This window comes from Novosphingobium sp. FG137 (genome assembly GCF_057809735.1).
In genome coordinates this window covers 273,358-297,109 of record NZ_JBMDKN010000005.1, presented here as the reverse complement: position 1 = coordinate 297,109, position 23,752 = coordinate 273,358, and the positions used below count along the sequence as shown (strand labels likewise).

The window sequence follows — 23,752 nt, the reverse complement described above, 5'->3', positions numbered from 1 at the left end:
GGTGTTACTGGGGCGGCATTCCGCCGCGCCGCAGCGCCAGCTTGGGCACCTTGCGGCCCTTGCTCAGCGCCGCGCCGCGCCCGGAGAGCGAGGGGTTGGTCATGAAATAGCGATGCACGTTGAACGGCGTCGGTCCCGGATCGGCACGGTGGTAGGTGCCGTCCGCATCGAGGATCCAGCTTTGCTCGGTATCAAGCAGATTGGCGAGCATGACCTGATCGAGCACCTGATCGTGCACCGTGGGGTTCCTGATCGGCACCAGCACTTCGACCCGGCGGTCGAGATTGCGGGTCATCCCGTCGGCCGAGGAAATGAACACCCGCGCCCGCCGGTTCGGCAGCGGCGCGCCGTTGCCGAAGGCCCAGATGCGGCTGTGCTCAAGGAAACGGCCGATCACCGACTTGACCCTGATCTTCTCCGAAAGCCCCGGCACGCCGGGCCGCAGGCAGCAGATGCCGCGCACGATCAGGTTGATCTCCACCCCGGCGGCGCTCGCCGCATAGAGCCGGTTGATCAGCTGGCTGTCGGTCAGCGCATTGAGCTTGGCCCAGATGGATGCGGGCTTGCCAGCCTCGGCCAGCGCGATCTCGCGGTCGATGCATTCATAAAGCTTGCGGCGCACCCCGATGGGCGCAATCGCCAGCATTTCGGTCGCCTTGGGCTCGATATAGCCGGTGATGAAGTTGAACAGCAGCCCGGCATCGCGCCCGAACTTGGGGTCTGCGGTGAAGAAGCTGAGGTCGGTGTAGATGCGCGCCGTCACCGGGTGATAGTTGCCCGTGCCGAAGTGGCAGTAGGTGCGGTAGCCATCACCCTCGCGGCGCACGACCATCGAGACCTTGGCGTGGGTCTTCCAATCGACGAAGCCGTAGATCACCTGCACGCCCGCGCGTTCGAGCTGGCTCGCCCAGTGGAGGTTCTGCTCCTCGTCAAAGCGCGCCTTGAGTTCGACGACCGCCGTTACCGACTTGCCAGCTTCCGCCGCGGCTATCAGCGCCGCGATCACCGCCGATTGCTTGCCGGCGCGGTAGAGCGTCTGCTTGATCGCCACGACATCAGGGTCGGAGGCCGCCTGCCGCAGGAAATCGACCACCACGTCGAAGCTTTCGAACGGGTGATGGATCACCAGATCCTTGGTGCGGATCGCGGCAAAGCAATCGCCGTCATGCTCGCGCACGCGCTCGGGATAGCGGGGGATGTAGGGCTCGAACTTCAATTCGGGCCGGTCGGTATCGACGATCACCGAAAGCCCGTTCATCGCCAGCAGCCCACCCGCCTTGATCACCATGGCATGATCGAGCCGCAGCTTGTCGCGCAGCAGGGCTTCGGCTTCGGGATCGAAGTTTTCCTGCACCTGCAGCAGGATCACCTTGCCGCGCCGCCTCCGCTGGATCGCGGTGCGGAAATAGCGGACGAGATCCTCGGCGTCTTCCTCGACCTCGATATCGCTGTCGCGCAGCACGCGGAAGGTGCCGTGGCCCTGTATGCGGAAACCGGGGAAGAGCTTGCCCGCGCCGCGCAGGATCAGCTCCTCGATGCTGATCCAGCAGGCCGGTTCGCCCGGCATGCGCACGAAGCGCGGCAGCGCGGGGGGCACGAGGATCATCTCGGTCACCGCTTCGCCATCCGCCAGCCGCGAAAGCGTGAAGAGGATGCCGGTGCCCTGATTGTTGATGAAGGGGAAGGGGTGCGCCGGATCGATCGCCTGCGGCGTCAAGGCCGGGAAAACATGTTCCTCGAAGTAGTGCGCCAGCCAGTCGGACTGTCCCTTGTCGAGCTTGCGGTTCCCGACGATGCGGATGCCCGCCGCGTCCAGCTGGCCGGTCAGATCAGCCAGGATCGCCTGCTGCGCGCGCACCAGTTCCTCGACCCCGCGATAGGCTGCGTGCAGCTGTTGGGTCGGGGTGAGGCCGTCGATCGAAAGCTCGTCGATTCCCTGCCGCACTTGCGCGGCGAGGCCGGCGACGCGGACCATCATGAATTCGTCGAGATTGCTGCCCGAGATCGAGAGGAAGCGCAGCCGCTCCAGCACTGGATAATTGGGATTCTGCGCTTCGGCGAGCACGCGGCGGTTGAACGCCAGCCAGCTCAGCTCGCGGTTGAAGTAGCGATAGGCCGGCGGGGCAGAGGCATTTGCTGCACCCTCAACGACCGGGCTGGCAACGACCGGGCTGGTCGCTGCTGCGATGCCGGGTACCGCTGTCTGCGGATCATCCATGGTCCATGCTCCCCCCGATGTCCGCCGCAGTGCGGCGGATCGCGGCGCGGCATGGTTGCCGATTGCGACAGTGCGATGACATGCGCAGGGCATAGCACGAGGCAGGGCGGGACAGGCAAGGGGCGCGCGGGTGTTTTGCCGGACCTTTGCATTGCCCCGCGGAGGAACCGCGCGGGCGTGGGTGCGTTGTAGGAATGAATGTCTACTCATTTCATCGACATTTTGCCTCGCTTGGGCGCGTGCCTATTCTCTACTTTATGAGTTGAGATAACCTGATGCTGGAATTCGGGGGCGAATCGAAGGGTAAGGACGCGCCAACAGGTCTGTCGGCGCAGCCAAAAGCTTCTCTTTGTCGCCCCCAAGCAGAACTCTAATGTCTATCTTATTTATTGAGTTTAGTGACGACCCGACGCGCTGGGGGCCACCCCGGGGCTGACGCCAACGGGAGTACGAAGCATGACCATTCGCGACACAACCTTTCCCTTTGGCCGCCCCCTTCGCCGCCGCGCGGTCTTTGCGGGCGCGTTGGGCCTCGGCCTCATGCTGGCCGGCTGCTCGGGCGGGGGCAGCAAGAACGGCGCAATCGAGTTGACCAACGTCTCCTACGATCCAACGCGCGAGCTCTATCAGGCGATCAACCCGGCCTTTGCCGCGTTCTGGAAGCAGAAGACCGGCAAGGACGTTACCTTCCGGATGAGCCATGGCGGCTCGGGCAAGCAGAGCCGCGCGATCATCGACGGGCTGGAGGCGGATGTTGCCACGCTCGCGCTCGCCTACGATATCGACGCCATTTCGGAGAAGGGCAAGCTGCTCCCGGCCGATTGGCAGAAGGCGCTGCCTGACAACAGCGCGCCCTATACTTCGACGATCGTGTTCCTCGTGCGCAAGGGCAATCCCAAGGGCATCAAGGACTGGGGCGACCTGGTGAAGCCCGGTGTCGAAGTGATCACCGCCAATCCCAAGACGGGCGGCGGCGCGCGCTGGAACTTCCTCGCGGCCTGGGCCTATGGCCGCAAGGCGGGCGGCACGGACGCAGCCGCCGAAGCCTATGTGAAGCAGCTCTTCCAGCACGTGCCCGTGCTCGATAGCGGCGCGCGCGGCTCGACCACGACCTTCGTCGAACGCGGCATCGGCGATGTTCTGATCTCATGGGAAAACGAGGCCTTCCTCGCTGAGAAGAAGCTCGGCAAGGGCAAGTTCGAGATCGTCACGCCCTCGCTCTCGATCCTCGCCGAACCGCCGGTTGCGGTGATCAGCACCAATGCCAAGAAGCACGGCACGAGCGAAGTCGCCGAAGCCTATCTGCGCTATCTCTACACGCCCGAGGCGCAGACCGCGATTGCGCACAACTTCTATCGCCCGCGCGATCCGGCCATCGCGCAGCAGTTCAAGGCGCAGTTCCCCGAAATCCAGATGGTCACCATCGACAAGGACTTCGGCGGCTGGGCCAAGGCGCAGAAGACGTTCTTCGACGATGGCGGCGTGTTCGACCGCATCTACGCCAAGAAGTAGGCGCGCCGCTCCATGCCCGCATCGATCCAGCGCTGGAGGCAGCCGTCCGTGCTGCCCGGCTTCGGCCTCAGCTTCGGCTTCACGCTCGCGTGGCTGACGTTGATCGTGCTGATCCCGCTCGCCACGATCTTCCTCAAGGCCGCCGGCATGGGCTGGGCGGAGTTCGTCGCCGTCGGCTTCAGCCCCCGCGCGATGGCCGCCTATCAGCTGAGCTTCGGCACGGCGGCGATGGCGGGGCTGGTCAACGCGGTGTTCGGCCTCGTCGTTGCCTGGGTGCTCGTGCGCTACAGCTTTCCCGGCAAGCAGGTGGTGAGCGCACTGGTCGATCTGCCCTTCGCGCTGCCGACCGCCGTCGCCGGCATCGCGCTTACCGCGCTCTATACGCCTGAAGGCTGGATCGGCCAGTATCTGGAGCCGCTCGGCATCAAGGTTGCCTTCACCTGGGTCGGCATTTCGATCGCGCTTGTTTTCATTGGTCTGCCGTTCGTCGTCCGCTCGGTCGAGCCTGTGCTCGCCGATCTTGGCCGCGAGGTCGAAGAAGCCGCCGCAACGCTGGGCGCCACGCGCTGGCAGACCTTCCGCCACGTGATCTTCCCCGCCATCGGCCCCGCGCTGCTCACCGGCTTCGCGCTCGCCTTCGCGCGCGGGGTGGGGGAGTATGGCTCGGTGATCTTCATTTCGGGCAATATGCCTGGCCGCACCGAGATCGCGCCGCTGCTGATCGTTACCCAGCTTGAGCAATATGCCTATGCCGGCGCCACCGCGATTGCCGTGGTGATGATGCTCGCCTCGTTCGCGGTGCTGCTGCTGATCAACCTGATTCAGGCCGCCAGCCGGCGGAGGATGGGCGCATGAGCACGGCACCCACCACCGAAAGCCCGCTGGCGCGCGCTGCGCTCATCACCGTAGCGCTCGTCTTCCTCGGCTTCTTCCTGCTGCTGCCGCTGCTTGCGGTTTTCAGCGAGGCGCTGGAGCAGGGCGTTGGACCGTTCCTCGATGCGCTGCATACGCCCGACGCGCTTGCCGCGATCCGGCTGACCTTTATCATCGCGGCCATCGCGGTCCCGCTCAACATGGTGTTCGGCGTGGCTGCGAGCTGGGCGATCACCAAGTTCCAGTTCCCCGGCAAGGCTCTGCTGATCACACTGATCGACCTGCCGTTCTCGGTCTCGCCGGTCGTTTCGGGCCTGATCTTCGTGCTGCTGTTCGGCGCCAACGGCCTGTTCGGCGCATGGCTCGCCGAGCACGACCTCAAGATCATCTTCGCGGTCCCCGGCATCGTTCTGGCGACGGTGTTCATCACGTTCCCGTTCGTCGCGCGCGAGCTCATCCCGCTGATGCTCGAACAGGGCAAGGACGATGAGGAAGCCGCGATCTCCTTGGGCGCTTCGGGCTGGCAGACGTTCTGGCATGTCACCTTGCCCAACATCCGCTGGGGCCTGCTCTACGGCGTGCTGCTCTGCAACGCGCGGGCCATGGGCGAGTTTGGCGCGGTCTCGGTCGTTTCGGGGCATATCCGGGGCGAGACCAACACGATGCCGCTCCATGTCGAGATTCTCTACAACGAGTACGATTTCGTCGGCGCCTTCGCGGTCGCCTCCCTTCTCGCGCTGCTCGCCCTGGTGACGCTCGTCGCCAAGACGGTGCTCGAATGGCGCTTCGGCCTCCATGCAGGAGCACGGCATTGATCCACCTTCGCGGCATAACCAAGCGCTTCGGCGAATATCCGGCGCTCCACGGCATCGATCTCGATGTCGCGCCGGGCGAGTTCATCGCGCTGCTCGGACCCTCGGGCTCGGGCAAGACGACGCTTCTGCGCATCATCGCGGGGCTCGAGTTTCAGGACGGCGGTACGGTCCAGCTCGGCGGTGAGGATGTCTCGCGCATGCCGGTTGCGGACCGGCATGTCGGCTTCGTGTTCCAGCACTACGCGCTGTTTCGCCACATGACGGTGGCCGACAACGTCGCCTTCGGGCTCAGCGTGCGGCGCGGCAAGCACCGCATGGCCAAGGCCGCCCGGCAGGCGCGCGCCGAGGAACTGCTGCGCCTCGTTCAGCTTGAAGGCCTCGGCAGCCGTTATCCCGGCCAGCTTTCCGGCGGCCAGCGCCAGCGCGTCGCGCTTGCCCGCGCGCTCGCGATCGAACCGCGCCTGCTGCTGCTTGACGAACCCTTCGGCGCGCTCGATGCCAAGGTGCGCAAGGACCTGCGCCGCTGGCTGCGCGATCTGCACAAGCAGGTGGGGCTCACCTCGATCTTCGTGACGCACGATCAAGAGGAGGCGCTTGAACTCGCCGACCGCGTCGTTGTCATGAACAAGGGCCGCATCGAACAGATCGGCGCGCCCGACGCGGTCTACATGAACCCCGAGACGCCCTTCGTTTCGCACTTCGTGGGCGAAACCAACCGCTTGCCCGCCCAAGGTCTCTCTGGGGGCGGGGAAATTCACTTCCGCCCGCACGAAATCACGCTCGCGACAGACGGCGCCGAGGCGCTCCTCGTCGACAACGTGTTTCGCAAGGGCGCGGTGTGGCGGGCCGAAGGGCTGCTCGCCGGAAGCGGCCTGTTCGTCGAGCTCGATCTGCCGAGCAGCGGCGATGCACCCCGGCTCGGCGAAACGATCCGCTTCAACCCCCACCGCGCGCGCATGTTCACCGCTGATGGAGACCAGATCCAAGGAGAAGCCCGATGACCACACCCAACCAGGCGCCCGGCACCAGCAATGGCGATGCCCAGCGCCACCTCGAGGAAAGCCTCGCCAGCGTACGCGAGGCGCTCACCGGCCTGCGTTTCGGCACGGTCGCCCTGACCGTGCACGAAGGCCGCGTCGTCCAGATCGACGTGACCGAAAAGAAGCGTCTCAAGCCCAGCTGACCTGATCAACCAACCACCAAGACCCATCACACCGCCCACCGGACCACCGGAGGCATCGTGAGACCCAGACAAAGGATCGACGATGACTTTGCGTGTTCTTCTCCTCGCGGGGGCGGCAATTCTGCCGCTTGCCGCCTCTCCGGCACTTGCTGTTGCTCCTGCTCCCGAAACCGATACTGCCGCGCCAGCTGACCAGGCCACTTCGGTTGGCACCGGCCAGTCCGACAACGATACCATCGTGGTCACCGCGCGCCGCCGCGCCGAAACCGCGCAGGATGTGCCGCTCGCGATCTCGGTCGTCGGCGGCGATCACATCGACGCAACCGGCGCGTTCAATGTCGGCCGTCTCCAGCAGCTCACCCCGACGCTGCAGTTCACCTCGTCCAACCCGCGCAACACCTCGGTCAATATCCGCGGCCTCGGCGCGCCGCTCGGCCTCACCAATGATGGCATCGAGCAGGGCGTGGGCATCTATGTCGACGACGTCTACATGGCCCGCGTCGCCAGCAGCACGTTCGATTTCCTTGATGTGAAGCAGATAGAAGTGCTGCGCGGGCCGCAGGGCACGCTTTATGGCAAGAACACCACGGCGGGCGCGATCAACATCACCAGCCGCCAGCCCTCATTCGAACCCGAAGGCCGCATCGAGCTGAGCGCTGGCAATCTCGGTTTCTTCCAGGCCAAGGCCGCCCTCTCCGCGCCGCTGTCCGACACAGTCGCGCTGCGCATCGCCGGCTCGCTCACCGATCGCCGCGGCACGATCTTCAACGTGACCTCGAACCTCAAGGTCAATTCGCAGGACAACCTCGGCCTGCGCGGCCAGCTGTTGTGGAAGCCGTCGAATGGCGTCGAGATCACGCTGGCGGGTGACTACAGCCACCAGAACCCCATTTGCTGCACGCAGGTCTATGTGCGCACCGGCGCCACCCAGCGTCCGCTCAACCGCCAGTATGATGCGCTCGCCGCCGCGTTCAACTACGCCGTACCGAGTACCAACGCATTCGACCGCGTGACCGACGTCGACAGCCCACTGCGTGCTAGGAACGACATCGGCGGGGTTTCGCTGCGTGCGAAGATCGATACCGGCATCGGCACGATCACCTCGGTCACCGCCTGGCGCTACTGGGATTGGGATCCGTCGAACGACCGCGATTTCCTGGGGCTCCCGATCACCTCGAAATCGAACAATCCTTCGCATCAGGACCAGTATTCGCAGGAGCTGCGGCTGTCCGGCGAAACCGGCAAGCTGGGCTATACGCTGGGTGCCTTCGGGTTCTACCAGAAGATCCGCACGCGCGGCATCCAGCAGCAGGGCGCCGCTGCCAGCCGGTGGCTGATTGCCCCCAGCAATGCCCTGTCGCGTGATCCGACCGTGCTCGACGGACTGACTGCGAACAACGACATCAGCTTCAAGAACACCAGTGCCGCGATCTTCGGCAAGTTCATCTACAAGCTGACCGATACGGTCTCGATCCAGCCAGGCTTCCGGCTCAACTACGACAAGAAAGAAGGCAGCTATAACTCGGTCGTGACGGATGGTGCGGGCAACACGCTCCTGTTCAAGTCCGACGCGGCGGGCAGGAGCCTCAACACCGCGCGCGAACGAGCGCAGCTGGCGGTGCTGGCCCCGCAGTCGTTCCTTGCCGACTTCAGCGACTGGAACTTCTCGGGCGACGTGACCGCTGCCTGGGATATCACGCGTGATGTCCACCTCTACGCAACCTACGCGAAGAGCTTCAAGACGGGCGGCATCAACCTCAATGGCGTGCCGGCCGATGCCGTGACTGGCGTGCCGCTGCTCGATCTGGCCACGATCAAGCCGGAATCGGTGAATCACTACGAAGTGGGCATCAAGACCCAGTTCCTTGATCGCAAGGTGACTTTCAACCTCTCCGCCTTCCGCACCGATGTGAGCAACTATCAGGCTCAGGTCTCGAACTTCGCGGTCGGCCTGATCCGGGGCTATCTCGCCAATGCCGACAAGGCCCGGTCGCAGGGCTTCGAGTTCGACGCTTCTTTCCGCCCCAGCGAGCGCTTCAACATCTACGGTAACGGTGCCTACACGGATGCCAAGTTCGTGAAGTTCACCAATGCGCCGTGCTCGCCCGAGCTTTCCGGCGGCACTGCCCAGCCGCTCGATGCGAACGGCGTGCCGACCGGCCCGACCGCGCCTGCGGGCACGCCAGGCGTCAGCCCCGCGCAGTGCGACATTTCGGGCTCGCGCCTTCCGGGCGTCTCGAAGTGGGCGTTTTCCTATGGCGCTGAAGGCAATGTGCCGGTCACGCTGCTGGGCAAGGAAGGCCAGGTCTATCTGGGCTTTGATGGCAGCTACCGCTCGTCGTGGTCGTCCAACGCCAGCCCTTCAGCCTATACCAATGTCGATGGCTATGCGCTTTCCAACTTCCGCCTCGGTTTCCGCACCGAGCAGGGGATCGACGTGTTTGGCTGGGTCCGCAACGCGTTCGACGTGAACTACTACGATCAGCTTGCGGTCGCGCCGGGCAGTACCGGCCTGATTGTGGGCAATATCGGTGATCCGCGCACCTTCGGCGGCACGGTGAAGGTCACGTTCTGAGTCAAGCGGGAAGGGCCGGTGCGAGCGCCGGTCCTTCGCGATTTACCCGTTCATGCCCACAGGTCGCGGACTTGCTTGCCGGAAGGTGGCAGGTCCTCGAAACTGTCGAGCCCATCGAAATGATCGATCGCCTGATCGGCAACATCGCCCGGCTCGGCCATGCGGACATTCACGGCCAGACGGTGCCGCCCTTCGTCGTCTTGCTGCAGGCCGCGCCACCAGACAACGCACCCGCAGCTTGCGCAGAAATGAAATTCGATCGCCTTGCCCCGCACATATACGCGGGTCTCGCCCTCGGTGCTGATGCGCCCACCTTCGTAGTCATAGGCCCATAGTGCGCCATACCGGCGGCAGACGGTGCAGTTGCACGCCGTGATCGAACCGACATCGCCGGTCAGCGACCAGCGTGCGGCTCGGCAATGGCAAGTGCCCTGTGTGCTGCGCATCGGCTCAATTGTTCCCCTGTATAAAATCCCCCAGCACGCCGAGCGCGGAGCCTTCGCCGCGGTTCTGACCTCCGCCGGGCATGGCCGCTGCCAGCATCCGTCCAGCAAGGCGGGCGAAGGGCAGGGACTGGATCCAGACCTTGCCCGGCCCGGTCAGCCGCGCGAAGAACAGGCCCTCGCCGCCGAACAGCACGCTTTTCACCCCGCCCGCACCGATCAGGTCGAAGGTGACGCCCGGCGTATAGGCCGCAAGGCAGCCGGTATCGACGTGGAGTTCCTCGCCCGGTGCCAGCGTCCGCTCGGTGAGCGTGCCGCCCATCTGCACAAAGACCCAGCCATCACCGTCCAGCTTCTGCATGATGAAGCCTTCACCGCCGAACAGGCCTGTCATGATCCGGCGCTGGAAGGCAACGCCGATGCTCACCCCGCGCGCGGCGCAGAGGAAGCTGTCCTTCTGGCAAATCAGCGTGCCGCCCAGATCCGAAAGCTTCAGCGGCAGGATCGCACCGGGAGTGGGGGACGCAAACGCGACGCGCGCCTTGCCATGGCCAGTGTGGGTGAACACTGTGGTGAACAGGCTTTCCCCGGTGATCAGGCGCTTGCCTGCGCCCAGCAGCTTGCCCATGAAGCCGCCGCCCTGATCCGCGCTGCCATCTCCGAATACGGTGGTCATCTCGATCGAGCTGTCTTTCCACACGAAGGCACCCGCTTCGGCCACGGCACTTTCGCCGGGGTCGAGTTCGATCTCGACGAATTGCAGTTCCTGCCCCTTGATCTCGAAATCGATATCGTCGGCCACACCGGCGCTACGCATGTGGTGCCAGGGATTGTTCGATGCCATCGTGGTGGTTCCCTCATCCGGTTACTGCAAGATATCGCACCTTAGCCGATCAGCGCGCGGGTGCAGCAGGCTTTATTCTTACGCACGCTCGGCTCATCGAGCGGCCCCCAATGCCTATTGATGGCGACGGCACCGGTAACCATCTTGGGCAGGGAGCAGCGCGCGCCTCATTGATCGATCCAGTCAATCAATCTGCTCAGGATTGATCATTAGCGCCGCGTACCGACTCGCGCTAAATGCGCCCCTGCCATTCACGCGGACCATCCCGGCCCGCCAGAAAGAGGAAAGCTGATGTCCCTGATCAACACCCCGATCAAGCCCTTCGCCAACACGGCCTACAAGGAAGGCAAGTTCGTCGACATCACCGAGGCAGACATCGCCGGCAAGTGGGCGGTGTTCTTCTTCTACCCTGCCGATTTCACCTTCGTCTGCCCGACCGAGCTGGAAGACCTGCAGGACAACTATGCCGAGCTGCAGGGCATGGGCGTCGAAGTGTTCGGCGTCTCGACCGACACGCACTTCAGCCACAAGGCCTGGGCGGACAGCTCGCCGGCCATCGGCAAGATCACCTACTACCTCGTGGGTGACCAGAACCACGCGCTGACCAACGCGTTCGACAACCTGCGCCCCGGCGTCGGCCTGGCTGACCGCGGCACCTTCGTTGTCGATCCGGACGGCGTGATCCAGCTGATCGAGATCACGCCTGAGGGCGTGGGCCGCAACGCGGCTGAGCTCGTGCGCAAGATCAAGGCTGCCAAGTACTGGCGCGAGCACCCCGGCCAGGTCTGCCCGGCCAAGTGGGAAGAAGGCGGCGAGACCCTCGCTCCGTCGATTGATCTCGTCGGCAAGATCTAACTGATGACCCTTCGCGAGAGCGCCGGCACTCCCCCCGCACGGCCTCTCGCAACCCGCCGGGCGGCGGTCTTTCCCTCCCCCTCCGCCGCCGCCCGGCCTCGTTTTGCTCGCACAAGTCTTCCCCGCGCGCCGGTATTCGCTCCGGCGCGAACGAACCCGCCTGCCTGCTGATTGCCCCCCTGATTGCCCTGCTGATTTCAAGGAACCTGCGCCCATGTCGCTGCTCGACACCGCCACCACCGCCCAGCTCAAGACCTATCTCGGCAACCTGCGCCGCCCGATCGAGCTCGTCGCCAGCCTTGGCGAGGGTGCAAAGAGCGACGAGATGCGCGGCCTCGTCGAGGAAATCGCCGTCCTTTCGGACAAGGTCACCGCGCGCTTCGACGGCACAGATGTCCGCCGCCCCAGCTTTGCCATCGGAGCCGTGGGTGAAGCACCGCGCGTCACCTTCGCGGGCCTGCCGCTCGGGCACGAGTTCACCTCGCTGATCCTCGCGCTGCTGCACGTTGGCGGCCACCCGCCCAAGGAAGAAGCGGACCTGCTGGAAACTGTGCGCGGCCTTGAAGGCCCGCTGCACTTCGAGACGTTCTTCTCGCTGACCTGCCAGAACTGCCCCGATGTCGTGCAGGCGCTCAACATCATGGCTGCGCTCAATCCGGCCGTCACGCATGTCGCCATCGATGGCGCGCTGTTCCAGGACGAAGTGGAGCGGCGCAAGATCATGGCCGTGCCGCAGGTATTCCTTAACGGCGAACTGTTCGGTCAGGGCCGCATGGACCTCGCCCAGATCGTCGCCAAGCTCGATACCGGCGCCGTCGCCCGCGCGGCGGAGAAGATCGCTGCCAAGGATCCGTTTGATGTGCTGATCGTCGGCGGCGGCCCGGCCGGGGCTGCGGCGGCGATCTACGCCGCGCGCAAGGGCATCCGCACCGGTGTCGTCACCGAGCGCTTCGGCGGGCAGGTGCTCGATACCATGGGCATCGAGAACTTCATCTCGGTCCAGCACACCGAAGGCCCGCGTCTTGTCGCGCAGCTGGAGAGCCACGTGAAGGACTACGATGTCGACGTCATGAACCTGCAGAAGGCGGTCGGCCTGAAAGCAGCCAACGGCGATGGCCTGGCAACAGTCGAGCTGGAAAGCGGCGCGAGCCTGCGCGCGAAGACCGTCATCCTCTCCACCGGCGCACGCTGGCGGCAGATCGGCGTGCCGGGCGAGGACGAGTATCGCAACAAGGGCGTCGCTTATTGCCCGCACTGCGATGGCCCGCTCTACAAGGGCAAGCGCACCGCCGTGATCGGTGGCGGCAATTCGGGTGTCGAAGCGGCGATCGACCTTGCTGGCATTGTCGCCCATGTCACGCTGATCGAGTTCGACAGCGAACTGCGCGCCGATGCGGTGCTGCAGAAGAAGCTGCGCAGCCTGCCCAATGTCGCCGTGATCACCTCGGCGCTCACCACCGAAGTGACCGGCGACGGCGAGAAGGTGACCGGGCTCGTCTACCGCGACCGCAAGACCGACGAAGTCCACACGGTCGAACTCGAAGGGATTTTCGTGCAGATCGGCCTCGTCCCCAACACAGAATGGCTGCATGGCGCGCTTGCCATGACGAACCGGGGCGAGATCGAGATCGACAGCCACCTGGCGACCAGCCTGCCTGGCGTGTTCGCGGCGGGTGACGTCACCACCGTGCCCTTCAAGCAGATCGTGATCGCGATGGGTGAAGGCTCCAAGGCCGCGCTCTCGGCCTTCGATTACCTTATCAGGCACTGAAGCGCGCCTGCTCGCTGGGGCTCTGCCGACAATCGCAATCGTTTCACGCTGCACTGCGACAAAGATTTGCGTCAGGCTGCGTCGCACCTTAAGGAAATGTCCGCAGACAGCCGCAGCGAGACAGAAAGGCCCGCTTTTGTCGATCGAGACAACGAGGTCCACCGAAACAGTGACGCGCCCAGCGCCTCTCAGCCGGCAGGCCGTCACGCCCGGTCTGGATCTTGACGGGCTGGATCAAGTGCTTGGCATCCACGTCGGCACGATCAACACGCTGCTCCTCTCGCGGCTCGAACGCCAGCTGGAATCGTTCAAGGTCACGCCGAAGCAGGTCGCGATCCTCTGGCTTGTCAACGCCAACCCGGGGGTCAAGCAGTCCGATCTCTCACGCTTCTTCAAGATCGAACGGCCCACCGTGCACCAGTTCGTGCGCCAGTTGACGATGAACGGGCATCTTGTGTCCGAACCCTCGAAGCTCGATCGCCGCGCTGGTGGGCTGTGGATCACTGAAACCGGCACCGCAACGCTCACCGCTGCGCGCGAGATCATCTTTACGGACGAGGCCGAACTGCTCAGCCCGCTCACGGCGGACGAACGGTCGGAGCTCTATCGGCTCATCATCAAGGTCTACCTTTCGGCACCGAACCGGACCTGAGCCTTTCACGCAGACAAACAGGACATTAAGCTCGGATACAGGCCGCTTGTCCTAAACGGATGAAGGTCAGACAGGGGAGTTTCTCATGACGATTTCGAAGACGGGTCTTGGTTTCATCGCGCTCGGCGCAGCAACGCTTGCCGCTCTCACTGCGGCCAGTGCAGCACAGGCGGCGGGTCCGGCGGGCGATGCGGCGCGCGGCAAGACGGTCTTCGCCCGCTGTGCAGCCTGCCACGATCTCAACACCGGCGCCATCCGCATGGGGCCCAGCCTCAAGGGCGTTGTCGGTCGCAAGGCGGGCACGTTCGCCAACTTCAGCTACTCGGCGGGCATGAAGGGCAAGGGCGTTACCTGGGGTCCGGACACGCTGGATGCGTTCCTTACCGCTCCGATGAAGTACGTCCCCGGCACGCGCATGGCTTTCCCGGGCCTAAGCAACGCGCAGGACCGCGCCGATGTCATCGCCTACCTCAAGGTTGCCGCGAAGTAAGACATCGCTGATAACGTTCACTTTTAAGCCCCGTTTCGACTATGTCGGAGCGGGGCTTGTCGTATGAAGCTGCGGAAATCGCGCGATCTTCCTGTGATTTTGTCCACGACGGCGATACGTATGCGCCGCAAGAGCCGGTGGACTTTCCCACGCGCCTTGGCACAAACGATGCGGCAGGGCCGGCGGATAATCGGCCGCAAGGAGAGTTAGACCCCATGGCCATGGCCCCGACAGCCGCCGCTGATTCCGCTTCCGCAACCGATGCCGGCAATATCGATGCGCCCGAACTGCGCATCTTCGTCATGGCACTGTTCTTCCTCTTCGGCGGTATCACCTCGCTCAACGATGTGATCATCCCGAAGCTCAAGGACCTTTTCACGCTCAACTACACCCAGGCCATGCTGGTGCAGTTCTGCTTCTTCACCGCCTATGCCGTGATCGGCGTGCCGGGGGCCTGGCTGGTCAAGCGCATCGGCTACATGCGCGGCGCGGCGGTGGGCCTCCTTACCATGATGGCGGGCTGCCTACTGTTCATCCCGGCCTCGCAAAGCGCGCTCTACGTGCTGTTCCTCTTCGCGCTGTTCATCCTGGCAAGCGGTGTGGTGCTGGTTCAGGTCGTCTCGAACCCGCTGATCTCGCTGCTCGGCCCCGCACGCACCGCCAGCAGCCGGCTTACGTTCGCGCAGGCCTTCAACTCGCTCGGCACCGTGATCTTTCCGCTGATCGGCGCCAGCGTGATCCTCGGCAAGATCAAGGACGTGAAGGTCGATCAGCTGGTCGGCCCTGCGCTCGATGCCTACCGCGTCACCGAGAGCCGCCTTGTGGTCAATACCTACATCGGCCTCGCCATCAGCCTCGCGCTGGTCGCTGCAGTCGTCTGGGCCAACCGCAACCGCCTGAAGGGCGAACGCCACGAGGAAAGCTCGCTCGCCGCCAGCCTTGCGCTGCTGTCACGCCCGCGCTTCGGCTTCGGCGCCTTGTGCATCTTCCTCTATGTCGGCGCCGAGGTTTCGATCGGCTCGCTCATCGTCAACTACCTTGCACTCCCCACCGTCATGGGCATCGATCATGAAGCGGCGGGCGGCGAGATCTGGAAGTACTGGTTCGGCGCGATGGTCGGCCGCTTCATCGGCTCGGCGCTGCTGCGCGTGGTCAGCCCGGCAAAGACGCTGGCCGGCTGCGCTGCGGGAGCGATCGCCTTGCTTGCGGTTTCGACCCACACCTCGGGCCTCGTCGCGGCCTACAGCCTGCTTGCCATCGGTCTCACGAACTCGATCATGTTCCCGACGATCTTCACGCTGGCCTGCGAAGGCCTGGGCAAGCGCGCGGCGGATGGCTCGGGCATCATCAACGTCGCGATCTTCGGCGGCGCGGTTGTCCCCCTCGCCACCGGCGCGCTGGCCGATGCAACCGGCAGCCTCACCACGGCGCTCGTGCTTCCAGCGCTCTGCTATGGCGTGATTGTCGCTTTCGGCATCTTCGCTGTCCGTCCTGTTCCGCCTATCGAAAGATAAAGGCGGATGGGGGTATTTCTACTCCCGGAGTTGACTTTCGCTCGCCTCGGCTCACATTGGGGCCATGCTATCGCAGAAGACGCGTTACACGATCCGCGCCCTCCAGCACTTGTCCGATACGTTCGGGCAGGGGCCGGTGCGGCTTGACGCGATTGCCGAGGCGCAGAACATCCCGCGCAAGTTCCTCACCGTCATCCTGTCAGAGATGGCGCGCGAGGGCATCGTGATCTCGCATCGCGGCCGGGAAGGGGGCTACGAACTCGCGTTGCCGCCGGTTGATGTCCGCTATGGCGATATTATCCGGCTCACGCGCGGCAGCCTGGCGCTCACGCCTTGTGCCAGCCGCAACGCGCACGAATCCTGCAACAACTGCCTGCCCGAAGCCGATTGCCGCCTGCGCGGCCTGATGCTGCAGCTGCGTGACGAGATGGCCGCGATGCTCGACCGGATCACGCTCGCCGATCCGATAACGCTGGAGCCGCCGTTCGAGGAACAGGCCGCGTAAGGGAAGCGGCAAAAGCGGCGAACTTCACTTGGCGTTCAGTCGCCTGCTGGCTATAGCACCCGCCATGATCGCCCCAGTCTCAGCCGTCGCCCATGGTCGCAGCCCGCTGCGCCTCCTCGCACTCGCCGCCGCCACCGCCTTGCTCGGGCTCACCGCCGGCTGTGCGGGCACCAAGGCGAAGAAGGACGTCGCCTACGTCGCGCGCGACGTCGATACGCTCTATGCTGCGGCGAAGGACCGGCTCGATCGCGGCGATGCCAAGCAGGCCGCGGCGCTGTTCGACGAAGTGGAGCGCCAGCATCCCTATTCGCCCTGGGCCCGCCGCGCCCAGTTGATGAGCGCCTTCAGCTACTATGCCGCGCGCGACTATCCGAAGTCGGTGCAGTCTGCGCAGCGCTTCCTTTCGATCCATCCCGGCAACAAGGACGCGCCTTACGCCTACTACCTCGTCGCCCTGTGCTATTACGAGCAGATCAGCGATGTTACGCGCGACCAGAAGATCACCCAGCAGGCGCTGACCGCGCTGACCGAAGTCTCGCGCCGCTATCCCAACACGACTTACGCCATCGATGCGCGGCTCAAGCTCGATCTCGTCAACGATCACCTTGCCGGCAAGGAAATGGAGATCGGCCGCTTCTATCAGCGCAGCGGCAAGTGGCTCGCGGGCACCTTGCGCTTCCGCACCGTGGTCGAGAAGTACCAGCAGACGAGCCACACGCCTGAGGCGCTCTACCGCCTCGTCGAAAGCTACCTCGTGCTGGGCATTCCCGAGCAGGCGCAGAAGGCGGCGGCTGTGCTCGGCAGCAACTATCCGGGCAACGAATGGTACGAGCGCGCCTACAAGCTCATGAACGAGAAGGCGCCGGGCACCACTGCCAGTTGATCGCAGAGCAGCGGATCACGCCGCTCTGCTGATTGTGCGGGTCCGCACGGCACTGCCGAGGGCGCCGAGGAACTGGTCGGTTGCGTGGTCCCAGCTATAGCTGCCGCCATGCGCTGCTGCCGCTTCGCGGCTGCAGGCCAGCGCGGCTGTGATGGCTTTGGTGAGATCCTCCTCCAGCGCGCCGACTGATTGCGCGAGATTGCCGTCCGGTCCGAGGCCGTTCACGCCGACCACGTCGATCGGGCCCGGCACCGGATAGGCAGCCACCGGCAGACCGCAGGCCATGGCCTCGATCATCACGAGGCCGAAGGTATCGGTCCGGCTCGGGAAAACGAAGACATCGGCCGAACAATAAGCCTGTGCCAGCGGCGTGCCCGAAAGCGCGCCGAGGAAGCGCACCTGCGGATATCGCGCCCGCAATTGCGCAAGATCGGGGCCATGGCCGACCACCACCTTGGTGCCTGGCACATCGGCATCGAGGAACGCACCGAGGTTCTTTTCCACCGCAACCCGGCCGACGTTGAGCATGATGGGGCGCGGCAGATCGGCCAGTACCTCCAGCGGGGCATGGCCGGGGTGAAAGAGGTTCGCATCGATCCCGCGCGACCACGGCGTCGCCTGCGAAAGGCCATGGCCGGCAAGTTCGGCCGCAAGCGTCGGCGTCGACACCAGCACGGCGTGGCTCGCCGCATGGAAACGCCGCATGATCGGCCAGAACCGGTCAGCGCTGAGCCCCGTGCGGACGGCGGCATAATCGGGAAAGCGCGTGTGGAAGGCGCTGGTGAAAGGCACCCCGTTCGCCTTGCACCAGCCGCGCGCGGCCCAGCCGATGGGACCTTCGGTGGCGATATGGACGATATCGGGATCGAAATCACGCAGCATTCGCCGGGTGCGAAAGCGGGGCAGCATGGCAAGCCGAATCTCGCGGTAGCCGGGCAGGCCGAAGGTGAAAAACTGGTTCGGCGTGACCAGCATGACCTCGTGTCCGCGCGCCGTCACCCGCTCGATGGTGGTGGCCAGCGTGCGGACAACTCCGTTGACTTGCGGGTGCCAGGCATCAGTGCACAGTGCGATTTTCATGCGTCTTCCTTGATGCGCGCGGGTTCGGCCGTGTCCTGGGTGCTCTTGGCGAAGGCTTCTTCAAAGCAGATCGCCGCCCAATCGACGATCGTGATCACCCCGGCGTGATCCTCGACCAGCGCGGTGCAGCTTTCGACCCAGTCGCCGTCATTATAGTAGGTCACGTCGCCGATCTGGCGGATCTCGGCGCAATGGATGTGCCCGCAGATGACGCCATCGACTTCCATGTCACGCGCGGCGTGGGCCACGGCTTCCTCGAACGCGCAGACGAACTGCACCGCGTTCTTCACCCGCTTCTTGAGGTAGGCGGAAAGCGACCAGTAGGGCAGCTTGAACTGGCGGCGCACCGCGTTGAACCAGCGGTTGGCGCGCAGAAGCACGGAATAGGCCTGATCCCCGAGGAAGGCGAGCCAGCGGGCATAGAGCACCACGCCATCGAACTTGTCGCCATGCGTCACCAGCAGGCGGCGCCCGTCCGCCGTCACGTGGACCGCCTCCAACGCGATTTCCACCCCGCCGAAGCTCATGCCCGCGTAAGGCCGCAGCATCTCGTCGTGATTGCCCGCGATCAGCACCACACGGGTGCCGCGATGCGCCATCTTGAGCACGCGGCGCACCACTTCGTTGTGCGCATCCGGCCAGTACCACCCGCGCGAGAGGCGCCAGCCATCGACGATGTCGCCCACCAGATAGAGCGTCTCGCATTCGATCGAGGCGAGGAAATCGAGCAGCATTTCGGCATTGCAGCCGCGCGTGCCGAGGTGAATGTCGGAAACCCACACCGTGCGCACCTTGCGCTTGGGGCGGAATCCACGCGGCTCTGGCAGATCGAGCCAGGCGGGTATGGACCTGACAAGTTCGGTGGCAGCGGGGGAAAATCCCCAGGCCTGTGCGCGGCGCGTCATCGGTGAGTTCCCTATCAGTTTGCTAACTGAGCCGAATCCCTGTCACGATCGCGTGTCGTCCACGTTGCACCCTGTCATGCCACTGTCTTACAACGCCCCAATGCCCGGGTTTATCCACAGCTTTGCCAACATGGTGCGTTCTCCTCGCGAGCAGGGTGACGCGGGGCGGCGGACTGGGTAAGGATCGGCGGCGATGCTTACGGGTCTGTCCATTCGCAATGTTGTCCTGATCGAAGCGCTCGACCTTGCGTTCGGGCGCGGGCTCGGCGTGCTCACCGGTGAGACGGGTGCGGGCAAGTCGATCCTGCTGGATTCGCTGGGGCTCGTGCTCGGTGATCGTGCCGATGGCGGGCTGATCCGCGCCGGGACGGATGAGGCGAGCGTGACCGCGACGTTCGAGTTCGCACGGTTGCCCGATGCGCTGGGCTCGGCGCTGGCCGAAGCCGAGATCGCGATTGAGCCGGGCGAACCGCTGATCATCCGCCGCCGTCTCCGCGCAGAAGGCGGGGCGAGCGGTACAGGGGCGGTCGGCAGCCGCGCCTTTGTCAACGATCAGGCGGTCAGCGTCGCGCTACTGCGAGAGCTCGCGCGCAGTCTGGTCGAGCTCCACGGCCAGCACGATGATCGCGGCCTCGTCAACGCGCGGGGGCACCGTGCGCTGCTGGATCGCTATGCGCGCGCCGACGTCAACGAAGTCGGCGCGGCGTGGGAAAAGTGGCGCGCGGCGGAGAATGCGCTGGCCGCAGCGCAGGCCCGCCTTGCTGCGGCTTCGGCCGAGCAGGACCTGCTGGTCGCCCATCTCGCGGAGCTCGCGCAGCTTGCGCCCGAAGTTGGCGAGGAAGCCGAACTCGCGGAGCAGCGTGCGTCGATGCAGAAGGGCGAGCGGCTTTCGGGCGATCTTGCCGAGCTGCAGCACCTGTGGACCGGTTCCGATTCGGCGCTCGCGACCCTGCGCAGCGCCTCGCGCCGGCTTGACCGGATCGCGCACGAACACCCCTTGCTGACCGAGGCGATGGAAGCGCTCGACCGCGCGGTGATCGAGGCGAGCGAGGCGGAGGACAAGCTGGAGAAAGCTGCCGAAGCCCTCTCGCACGATCCGCTGCTGCTCGACCGGATCGAAACGCGGCTGTTCGATCTGCGCGCCGCAGGCCGCAAGCATGGTTGCAGCGTCGATGAGCTTCCCGCCCGCATGGCCGAAATGCGCGCCGCGCTTGATCAGATCGAGGGTGGTGAGGCATCGATAGCCGGTCTCGCCCGCGCCGCGCAGGACGCAGGCCTCGATTACCGTGCCAAGGCGGAAAGCCTGTCGGTCGCGCGGGCCGAGGCGGCGCGGCGGCTCGATGCGGCGGTGGCGGCCGAACTGGCCCCGCTCAAGCTTGATGCGGCGCGTTTCCGCACGGCGGTCGTGCGGCTGCCGGAGGACCGCTGGGGCGCGCAAGGCGTCGATGCGGCCGAGTTCCTGATCTCGACCAACCCCGGCGCAGACTTCGCGCCGCTCGCCAAGATCGCCTCTGGCGGCGAGCTTTCGCGCTTCATCCTAGCGCTCAAGGTCGCGCTGGCCGAAGAAGGCGGCGCGGCGACAGTGATTTTCGACGAGATCGACCGCGGCGTCGGCGGCGCGGTTGCCAGCGCGATCGGCGAGCGCCTTGCGCGGCTTGCGGCGGGCGGGCAGCTGCTCGCGGTCACGCACAGCCCGCAAGTGGCCGCGCGCGGCACGGCGCATTACCTGATCGCCAAGTCTTCCGAAGGCACTGTCACGCGCACTTCCGTCGTCCAGCTCGATGCGGGTGGGCGGCAGGAGGAGATCGCCCGCATGCTCTCCGGCGCGGAGATCACGCCCGAAGCGCGCGCGCAGGCCGAACGCTTGCTCGAACAGGCCTGAGCCGCCTCCCCATGGACGCGCATCCGCTTGACCGCCCGATCTGGTCGCTGCTCAATGGCCCGCAGGCCGCGCTTGCCGTGGCGCGCGGCACGGTCTGCCGGATCGACCCGACCTATGGCCCCTTCGCTGCCGCCGCGCCGGGGCACGACGCGGAGCTCGCAGGGCTCCTGACCAGCAATGATGACGAAATCTGGCTGCTGGAAAGCGCGGAGCAAGTCGCCCCGCCCGGAACCCGCGTGCTGCGCACCGCGCCGCTGCTGCAGATGATCGCCGATGGGCCGCTTGAGACCTTCGCCGTTGATCCTGAACTGCGGCTGCTCGGCGAAGCGGATGCGCCCGAGATGACTGCGCTGGCGCTGGAAACGCAGCCCGGCCCATGGCGCTCGCACACCCACCGCTATGGCCCCTACTACGGTCTGCGCGAGGATAGCCGCCTTATCGCGATGGCAGGCGAACGCATGCGTCCCGCGCCGGGCCTGGCCGAACTGAGCGGCGTCTGCACCGCGCCGGACCGGCAGGGCAGGGGCCTCGCCGGCCGAATGATCCGCCGCGTGCTGGCAGGCTTTGCCGAGCGCGGAGATACGCCGTTCCTGCACAGCTATGCCTACAATACCCACGCGATCCGGCTTTACGAATCGCTCGGCTTTCGCGCACGGATTTCGCTGGTGGTGACAGTGCTGGGGAGGGCCGAGCCATGACCATGTCCGAAGCTGATGCCGCCAACGAACTGATGCGCCTTGCGCGCCAGATCGCACATCATGACCGGCTCTATCATGCGCAGGACGCGCCCGAGATCAGCGACGCCGAATACGATGCGCTCGTGCGCCGCAATGCCGAGCTTGAAGCGGCATTCCCGCACCTGATCCGCGAAGACAGCCCCAGCCGCAAGGTAGGGCATGAAGTGGTCGCCTCGCCGCTCGGCAAGGTGACCCACGAAGTTCGCATGATGAGCCTCGATAACGCCTTCTCGGACGAGGAAGTCGAAGAATTCGTGGCGCGCGTCCGGCGATTCCTCGCGCTTTTGCCCGATGCAGACGTTGTGATGACCGCAGAGGACAAGATCGACGGCCTCTCCTGCTCGCTGCGCTATGAAGACGGCAGGTTGGTTCGCGCCGCCACGCGCGGCGACGGGCAGGTGGGCGAGGATGTGACGGCCAACGTGGTGCATATCCGCGATATTCCGCAGGTGCTTGCGGGCGATGCACCCGCCGTGTTCGAGATCCGCGGCGAGGTCTATATGGCCAAGGCCGATTTTGCGGCGCTGAACGCAGCGCAAGAGGAGAAGGGCGAAAAGCTCTTCGCCAATCCGCGCAATGCCGCTGCGGGGTCGCTTCGCCAGAAGGACGCCAGTGTCACCGCGAACCGGCCCTTGCGCTTTCTCGCCCATGGCTGGGGTGCGGCGAGCGCGGTTCCGGGTGAGACGCAGTTCGCGGTCATGCAGCAGATCGCGGCCTGGGGCGTCCCCGTTTCGCCGCTGCTGGTGCGCTGTGGTTCGGTCGCGGCGATGGTCGAACACTTCGGCGCCATCGGCACGCAGCGGCCGGGGCTGCCCTATGATATCGACGGGGTGGTCTACAAGGTGGACCGGCTGGATTGGCAGGAGCGGCTCGGCTTTGTGGCCAAGGCTCCGCGCTGGGGCCTTGCCCGCAAGTTCCCGGCGGAGCGCGCCGAGACGGTGATCGAGGCAATCGATATCCAGGTGGGCCGCACGGGCAAGCTGACGCCTGTCGGTCGCCTGCGCCCGGTGCTGGTGGGCGGCGTCACCGTCACCAATGTGACGCTCCACAACCGTGACGAGATCGGGCGGCTGGGCCTTCGCGTCGGCGACCGCATTGTCCTTCAGCGCGCGGGTGACGTGATCCCGCAAGTCGTCGATAACCTGACGCGCGAGGAACCGCGCGAGGCCTATCACTTCCCTGATCACTGCCCGGAATGCCAGTCCGAAGCCGTGGCCGAGGAGGGCGAAGTCGACGTGCGCTGCACCGGCGGGCTGATCTGCCCGGCGCAGCGGGTGGAGCGACTGCGGCACTTCGTGAGCCGGGGCGCGCTCGATATCGAGGGGTTGGGCGAGAAGACGATCATCGAGTTCTTCGGGCTTGGCTGGCTGGAAAGCCCCGCCGATATCTTCCGCCTTCGTCAGCGCCGCTCTGATATCGTCGGGCGCGAGGGGTGGAAGGACAAGTCTGTGGACAACCTGCTCGCTGCCATCGAGGTGAAGCGTGCGCCCGATGCAGCTCGGCTGCTGTTCGGGCTCGGCATCCGCCATGTCGGCGCGGTGACGGCACGCGATCTGATGAAGCGCTTCACCACGCTCCCAGCGCTGCGCGATGTGGCGGTGCGGGCGAAGGCAGAGGATGCCGAAGCAGTCGCGGAGCTGCTGGGGATCGAAGGTGTCGGCCCTGTCGTGGTCGAGGCGCTGGGCGATTTCTTCCACGAGCCGCACAATGTGGCCGTGTGGGACGACCTGCTCAGCGAAGTCTCGCCGCCGGACTATATCGTCGAGACCAAGGCCAGCGCGGTTGCGGGCAAGACCGTGGTGTTCACCGGCAAGCTCGAGACGATGAGCCGAGACGAGGCCAAGGCGCAGGCCGAGGCGCTTGGCGCTCGGGCGGCGGGATCGGTTTCGGCCAAGACCGATCTGGTCGTGGCAGGGCCAGGCGCGGGCTCGAAGCTCAAGCAGGCTGCGGCGCTCGGCATCGAAGTGATCGACGAGGCGGCCTGGGCCGAGATCGTCAAGGCAGCGGGGTAGGGC

Annotated in this window: 21 protein-coding genes; 16 read left to right on the top strand and 5 right to left on the bottom strand. The window is 65.3% G+C overall.

The genetic code is table 11. The features are described from left to right. Positions 1–4: 4 nt before the first annotated feature. A complete protein-coding gene (locus ACODS2_RS16035) occupies positions 5–2,218 on the bottom strand; it encodes an RNA degradosome polyphosphate kinase (RefSeq protein WP_488999730.1) in 2,214 nt (737 codons plus the stop codon). Between the two features lie 456 nt (positions 2,219–2,674). Here ACODS2_RS16035 and ACODS2_RS16030 point away from each other — a divergent pair, with 456 nt between their 5' ends. The 6 genes from ACODS2_RS16030 (at position 2,675) to ACODS2_RS16005 (ending at position 9,176) form a co-directional block, all read left to right on the top strand. Continuing rightward, positions 2,675–3,730: a sulfate ABC transporter substrate-binding protein gene (locus tag ACODS2_RS16030; RefSeq protein WP_488999729.1), complete on the top strand. Its 1,056-nt coding sequence runs from the start codon at positions 2,675–2,677 to the stop codon at positions 3,728–3,730. Positions 3,731–3,742: 12 nt separating this feature from the next. Next, entirely contained in the window at positions 3,743–4,585 is an 843-nt protein-coding gene (cysT, locus tag ACODS2_RS16025; RefSeq protein WP_488999728.1) for a sulfate ABC transporter permease subunit CysT, read from the top strand. Beyond that, positions 4,582–5,418 carry a sulfate ABC transporter permease subunit CysW gene (gene cysW / locus ACODS2_RS16020; RefSeq protein WP_488999727.1) on the top strand — a complete coding sequence of 279 codons (837 nt, stop codon included), beginning with the start codon at positions 4,582–4,584 and terminating at the stop codon, positions 5,416–5,418. Before cysT ends, cysW begins: the two co-directional genes overlap by 4 nt. Further along, positions 5,415–6,419: a sulfate/molybdate ABC transporter ATP-binding protein gene (locus ACODS2_RS16015; protein WP_488999726.1), complete on the top strand. Its 1,005-nt coding sequence runs from the start codon at positions 5,415–5,417 to the stop codon at positions 6,417–6,419. Before cysW ends, ACODS2_RS16015 begins: the two co-directional genes overlap by 4 nt. Continuing rightward, complete coding sequence (locus tag ACODS2_RS16010; protein ID WP_298166984.1) at positions 6,416–6,601, top strand: YezD family protein; 186 nt, start codon at positions 6,416–6,418, stop codon at positions 6,599–6,601. The genes ACODS2_RS16015 and ACODS2_RS16010 overlap by 4 nt, the downstream gene beginning before the upstream one ends. Positions 6,602–6,683: 82 nt before the next feature. Next, the gene (locus ACODS2_RS16005; RefSeq protein ID WP_488999725.1) at positions 6,684–9,176 is read left to right on the top strand and encodes a TonB-dependent receptor; all 2,493 of its coding nucleotides are present in this window, start codon (positions 6,684–6,686) and stop codon (positions 9,174–9,176) included. 50 nt (positions 9,177–9,226) lie between these two features. Here the strand turns inward: ACODS2_RS16005 and ACODS2_RS16000 are convergent, their stop codons facing one another. Then, positions 9,227–9,622: a GFA family protein gene (locus ACODS2_RS16000; protein WP_488999724.1), complete on the bottom strand. Its 396-nt coding sequence runs from the start codon at positions 9,620–9,622 to the stop codon at positions 9,227–9,229. 4 nt (positions 9,623–9,626) lie between these two features. After that, positions 9,627–10,463 (bottom strand): AIM24 family protein, encoded by an 837-nt coding sequence (locus tag ACODS2_RS15995; RefSeq protein ID WP_488999723.1) that lies wholly within the window; start codon positions 10,461–10,463, stop codon positions 9,627–9,629. A 291-nt stretch (positions 10,464–10,754) separates the two neighbouring features. On the opposite strand from ACODS2_RS15995, the gene ahpC reads away from it, so the two are divergent. From ahpC to ACODS2_RS15960, 7 genes are all read left to right on the top strand, one after another. Next, positions 10,755–11,318 (top strand): alkyl hydroperoxide reductase subunit C, encoded by a 564-nt coding sequence (gene ahpC, locus ACODS2_RS15990; RefSeq protein WP_298166977.1) that lies wholly within the window; start codon positions 10,755–10,757, stop codon positions 11,316–11,318. A gap of 214 nt (positions 11,319–11,532) precedes the next feature. Further along, entirely contained in the window at positions 11,533–13,089 is a 1,557-nt protein-coding gene (gene ahpF / locus ACODS2_RS15985) for an alkyl hydroperoxide reductase subunit F (RefSeq protein WP_488999722.1), read from the top strand. 169 nt (positions 13,090–13,258) lie between these two features. Beyond that, complete coding sequence (locus ACODS2_RS15980; RefSeq protein ID WP_298166974.1) at positions 13,259–13,741, top strand: MarR family winged helix-turn-helix transcriptional regulator; 483 nt, start codon at positions 13,259–13,261, stop codon at positions 13,739–13,741. 85 nt (positions 13,742–13,826) lie between these two features. Beyond that, positions 13,827–14,231 carry a c-type cytochrome gene (locus tag ACODS2_RS15975; RefSeq protein WP_298166972.1) on the top strand — a complete coding sequence of 135 codons (405 nt, stop codon included), beginning with the start codon at positions 13,827–13,829 and terminating at the stop codon, positions 14,229–14,231. 215 nt (positions 14,232–14,446) lie between these two features. After that, positions 14,447–15,745 (top strand): sugar MFS transporter, encoded by a 1,299-nt coding sequence (locus ACODS2_RS15970; protein ID WP_488999721.1) that lies wholly within the window; start codon positions 14,447–14,449, stop codon positions 15,743–15,745. A 64-nt stretch (positions 15,746–15,809) separates the two neighbouring features. Continuing rightward, positions 15,810–16,250 (top strand): RrF2 family transcriptional regulator, encoded by a 441-nt coding sequence (locus ACODS2_RS15965; protein WP_298166968.1) that lies wholly within the window; start codon positions 15,810–15,812, stop codon positions 16,248–16,250. Between the two features lie 64 nt (positions 16,251–16,314). Then, a complete protein-coding gene (locus tag ACODS2_RS15960) occupies positions 16,315–17,133 on the top strand; it encodes an outer membrane protein assembly factor BamD (RefSeq protein ID WP_488999720.1) in 819 nt (272 codons plus the stop codon). A 15-nt stretch (positions 17,134–17,148) separates the two neighbouring features. On the opposite strand, the gene ACODS2_RS15955 is transcribed toward ACODS2_RS15960, so the two are convergent. Both ACODS2_RS15955 and ACODS2_RS15950 read right to left on the bottom strand, forming a co-directional pair. Further along, complete coding sequence (locus tag ACODS2_RS15955) at positions 17,149–18,213, bottom strand: glycosyltransferase family 4 protein (protein ID WP_488999719.1); 1,065 nt, start codon at positions 18,211–18,213, stop codon at positions 17,149–17,151. Then, entirely contained in the window at positions 18,210–19,118 is a 909-nt protein-coding gene (locus ACODS2_RS15950; protein ID WP_488999718.1) for a UDP-2,3-diacylglucosamine diphosphatase, read from the bottom strand. Before ACODS2_RS15950 ends, ACODS2_RS15955 begins: the two co-directional genes overlap by 4 nt. A 193-nt stretch (positions 19,119–19,311) precedes the next feature. Between ACODS2_RS15950 and recN the strand changes: the two genes are divergently transcribed. From recN to ligA, 3 genes are read left to right on the top strand one after another with little or no spacing between them, the layout of a single operon-like run. Continuing rightward, positions 19,312–21,000 (top strand): DNA repair protein RecN, encoded by a 1,689-nt coding sequence (recN, locus tag ACODS2_RS15945; RefSeq protein ID WP_488999717.1) that lies wholly within the window; start codon positions 19,312–19,314, stop codon positions 20,998–21,000. 11 nt (positions 21,001–21,011) lie between these two features. Then, the gene (locus tag ACODS2_RS15940) at positions 21,012–21,698 is read left to right on the top strand and encodes a GNAT family N-acetyltransferase (RefSeq protein WP_488999716.1); all 687 of its coding nucleotides are present in this window, start codon (positions 21,012–21,014) and stop codon (positions 21,696–21,698) included. Continuing rightward, on the top strand, positions 21,695–23,749 hold the full coding sequence (gene ligA, locus ACODS2_RS15935) for an NAD-dependent DNA ligase LigA (RefSeq protein ID WP_488999715.1): 2,055 nt from the start codon (positions 21,695–21,697) through the stop codon (positions 23,747–23,749). The genes ACODS2_RS15940 and ligA overlap by 4 nt, the downstream gene beginning before the upstream one ends. Positions 23,750–23,752 lie beyond the last annotated feature (3 nt).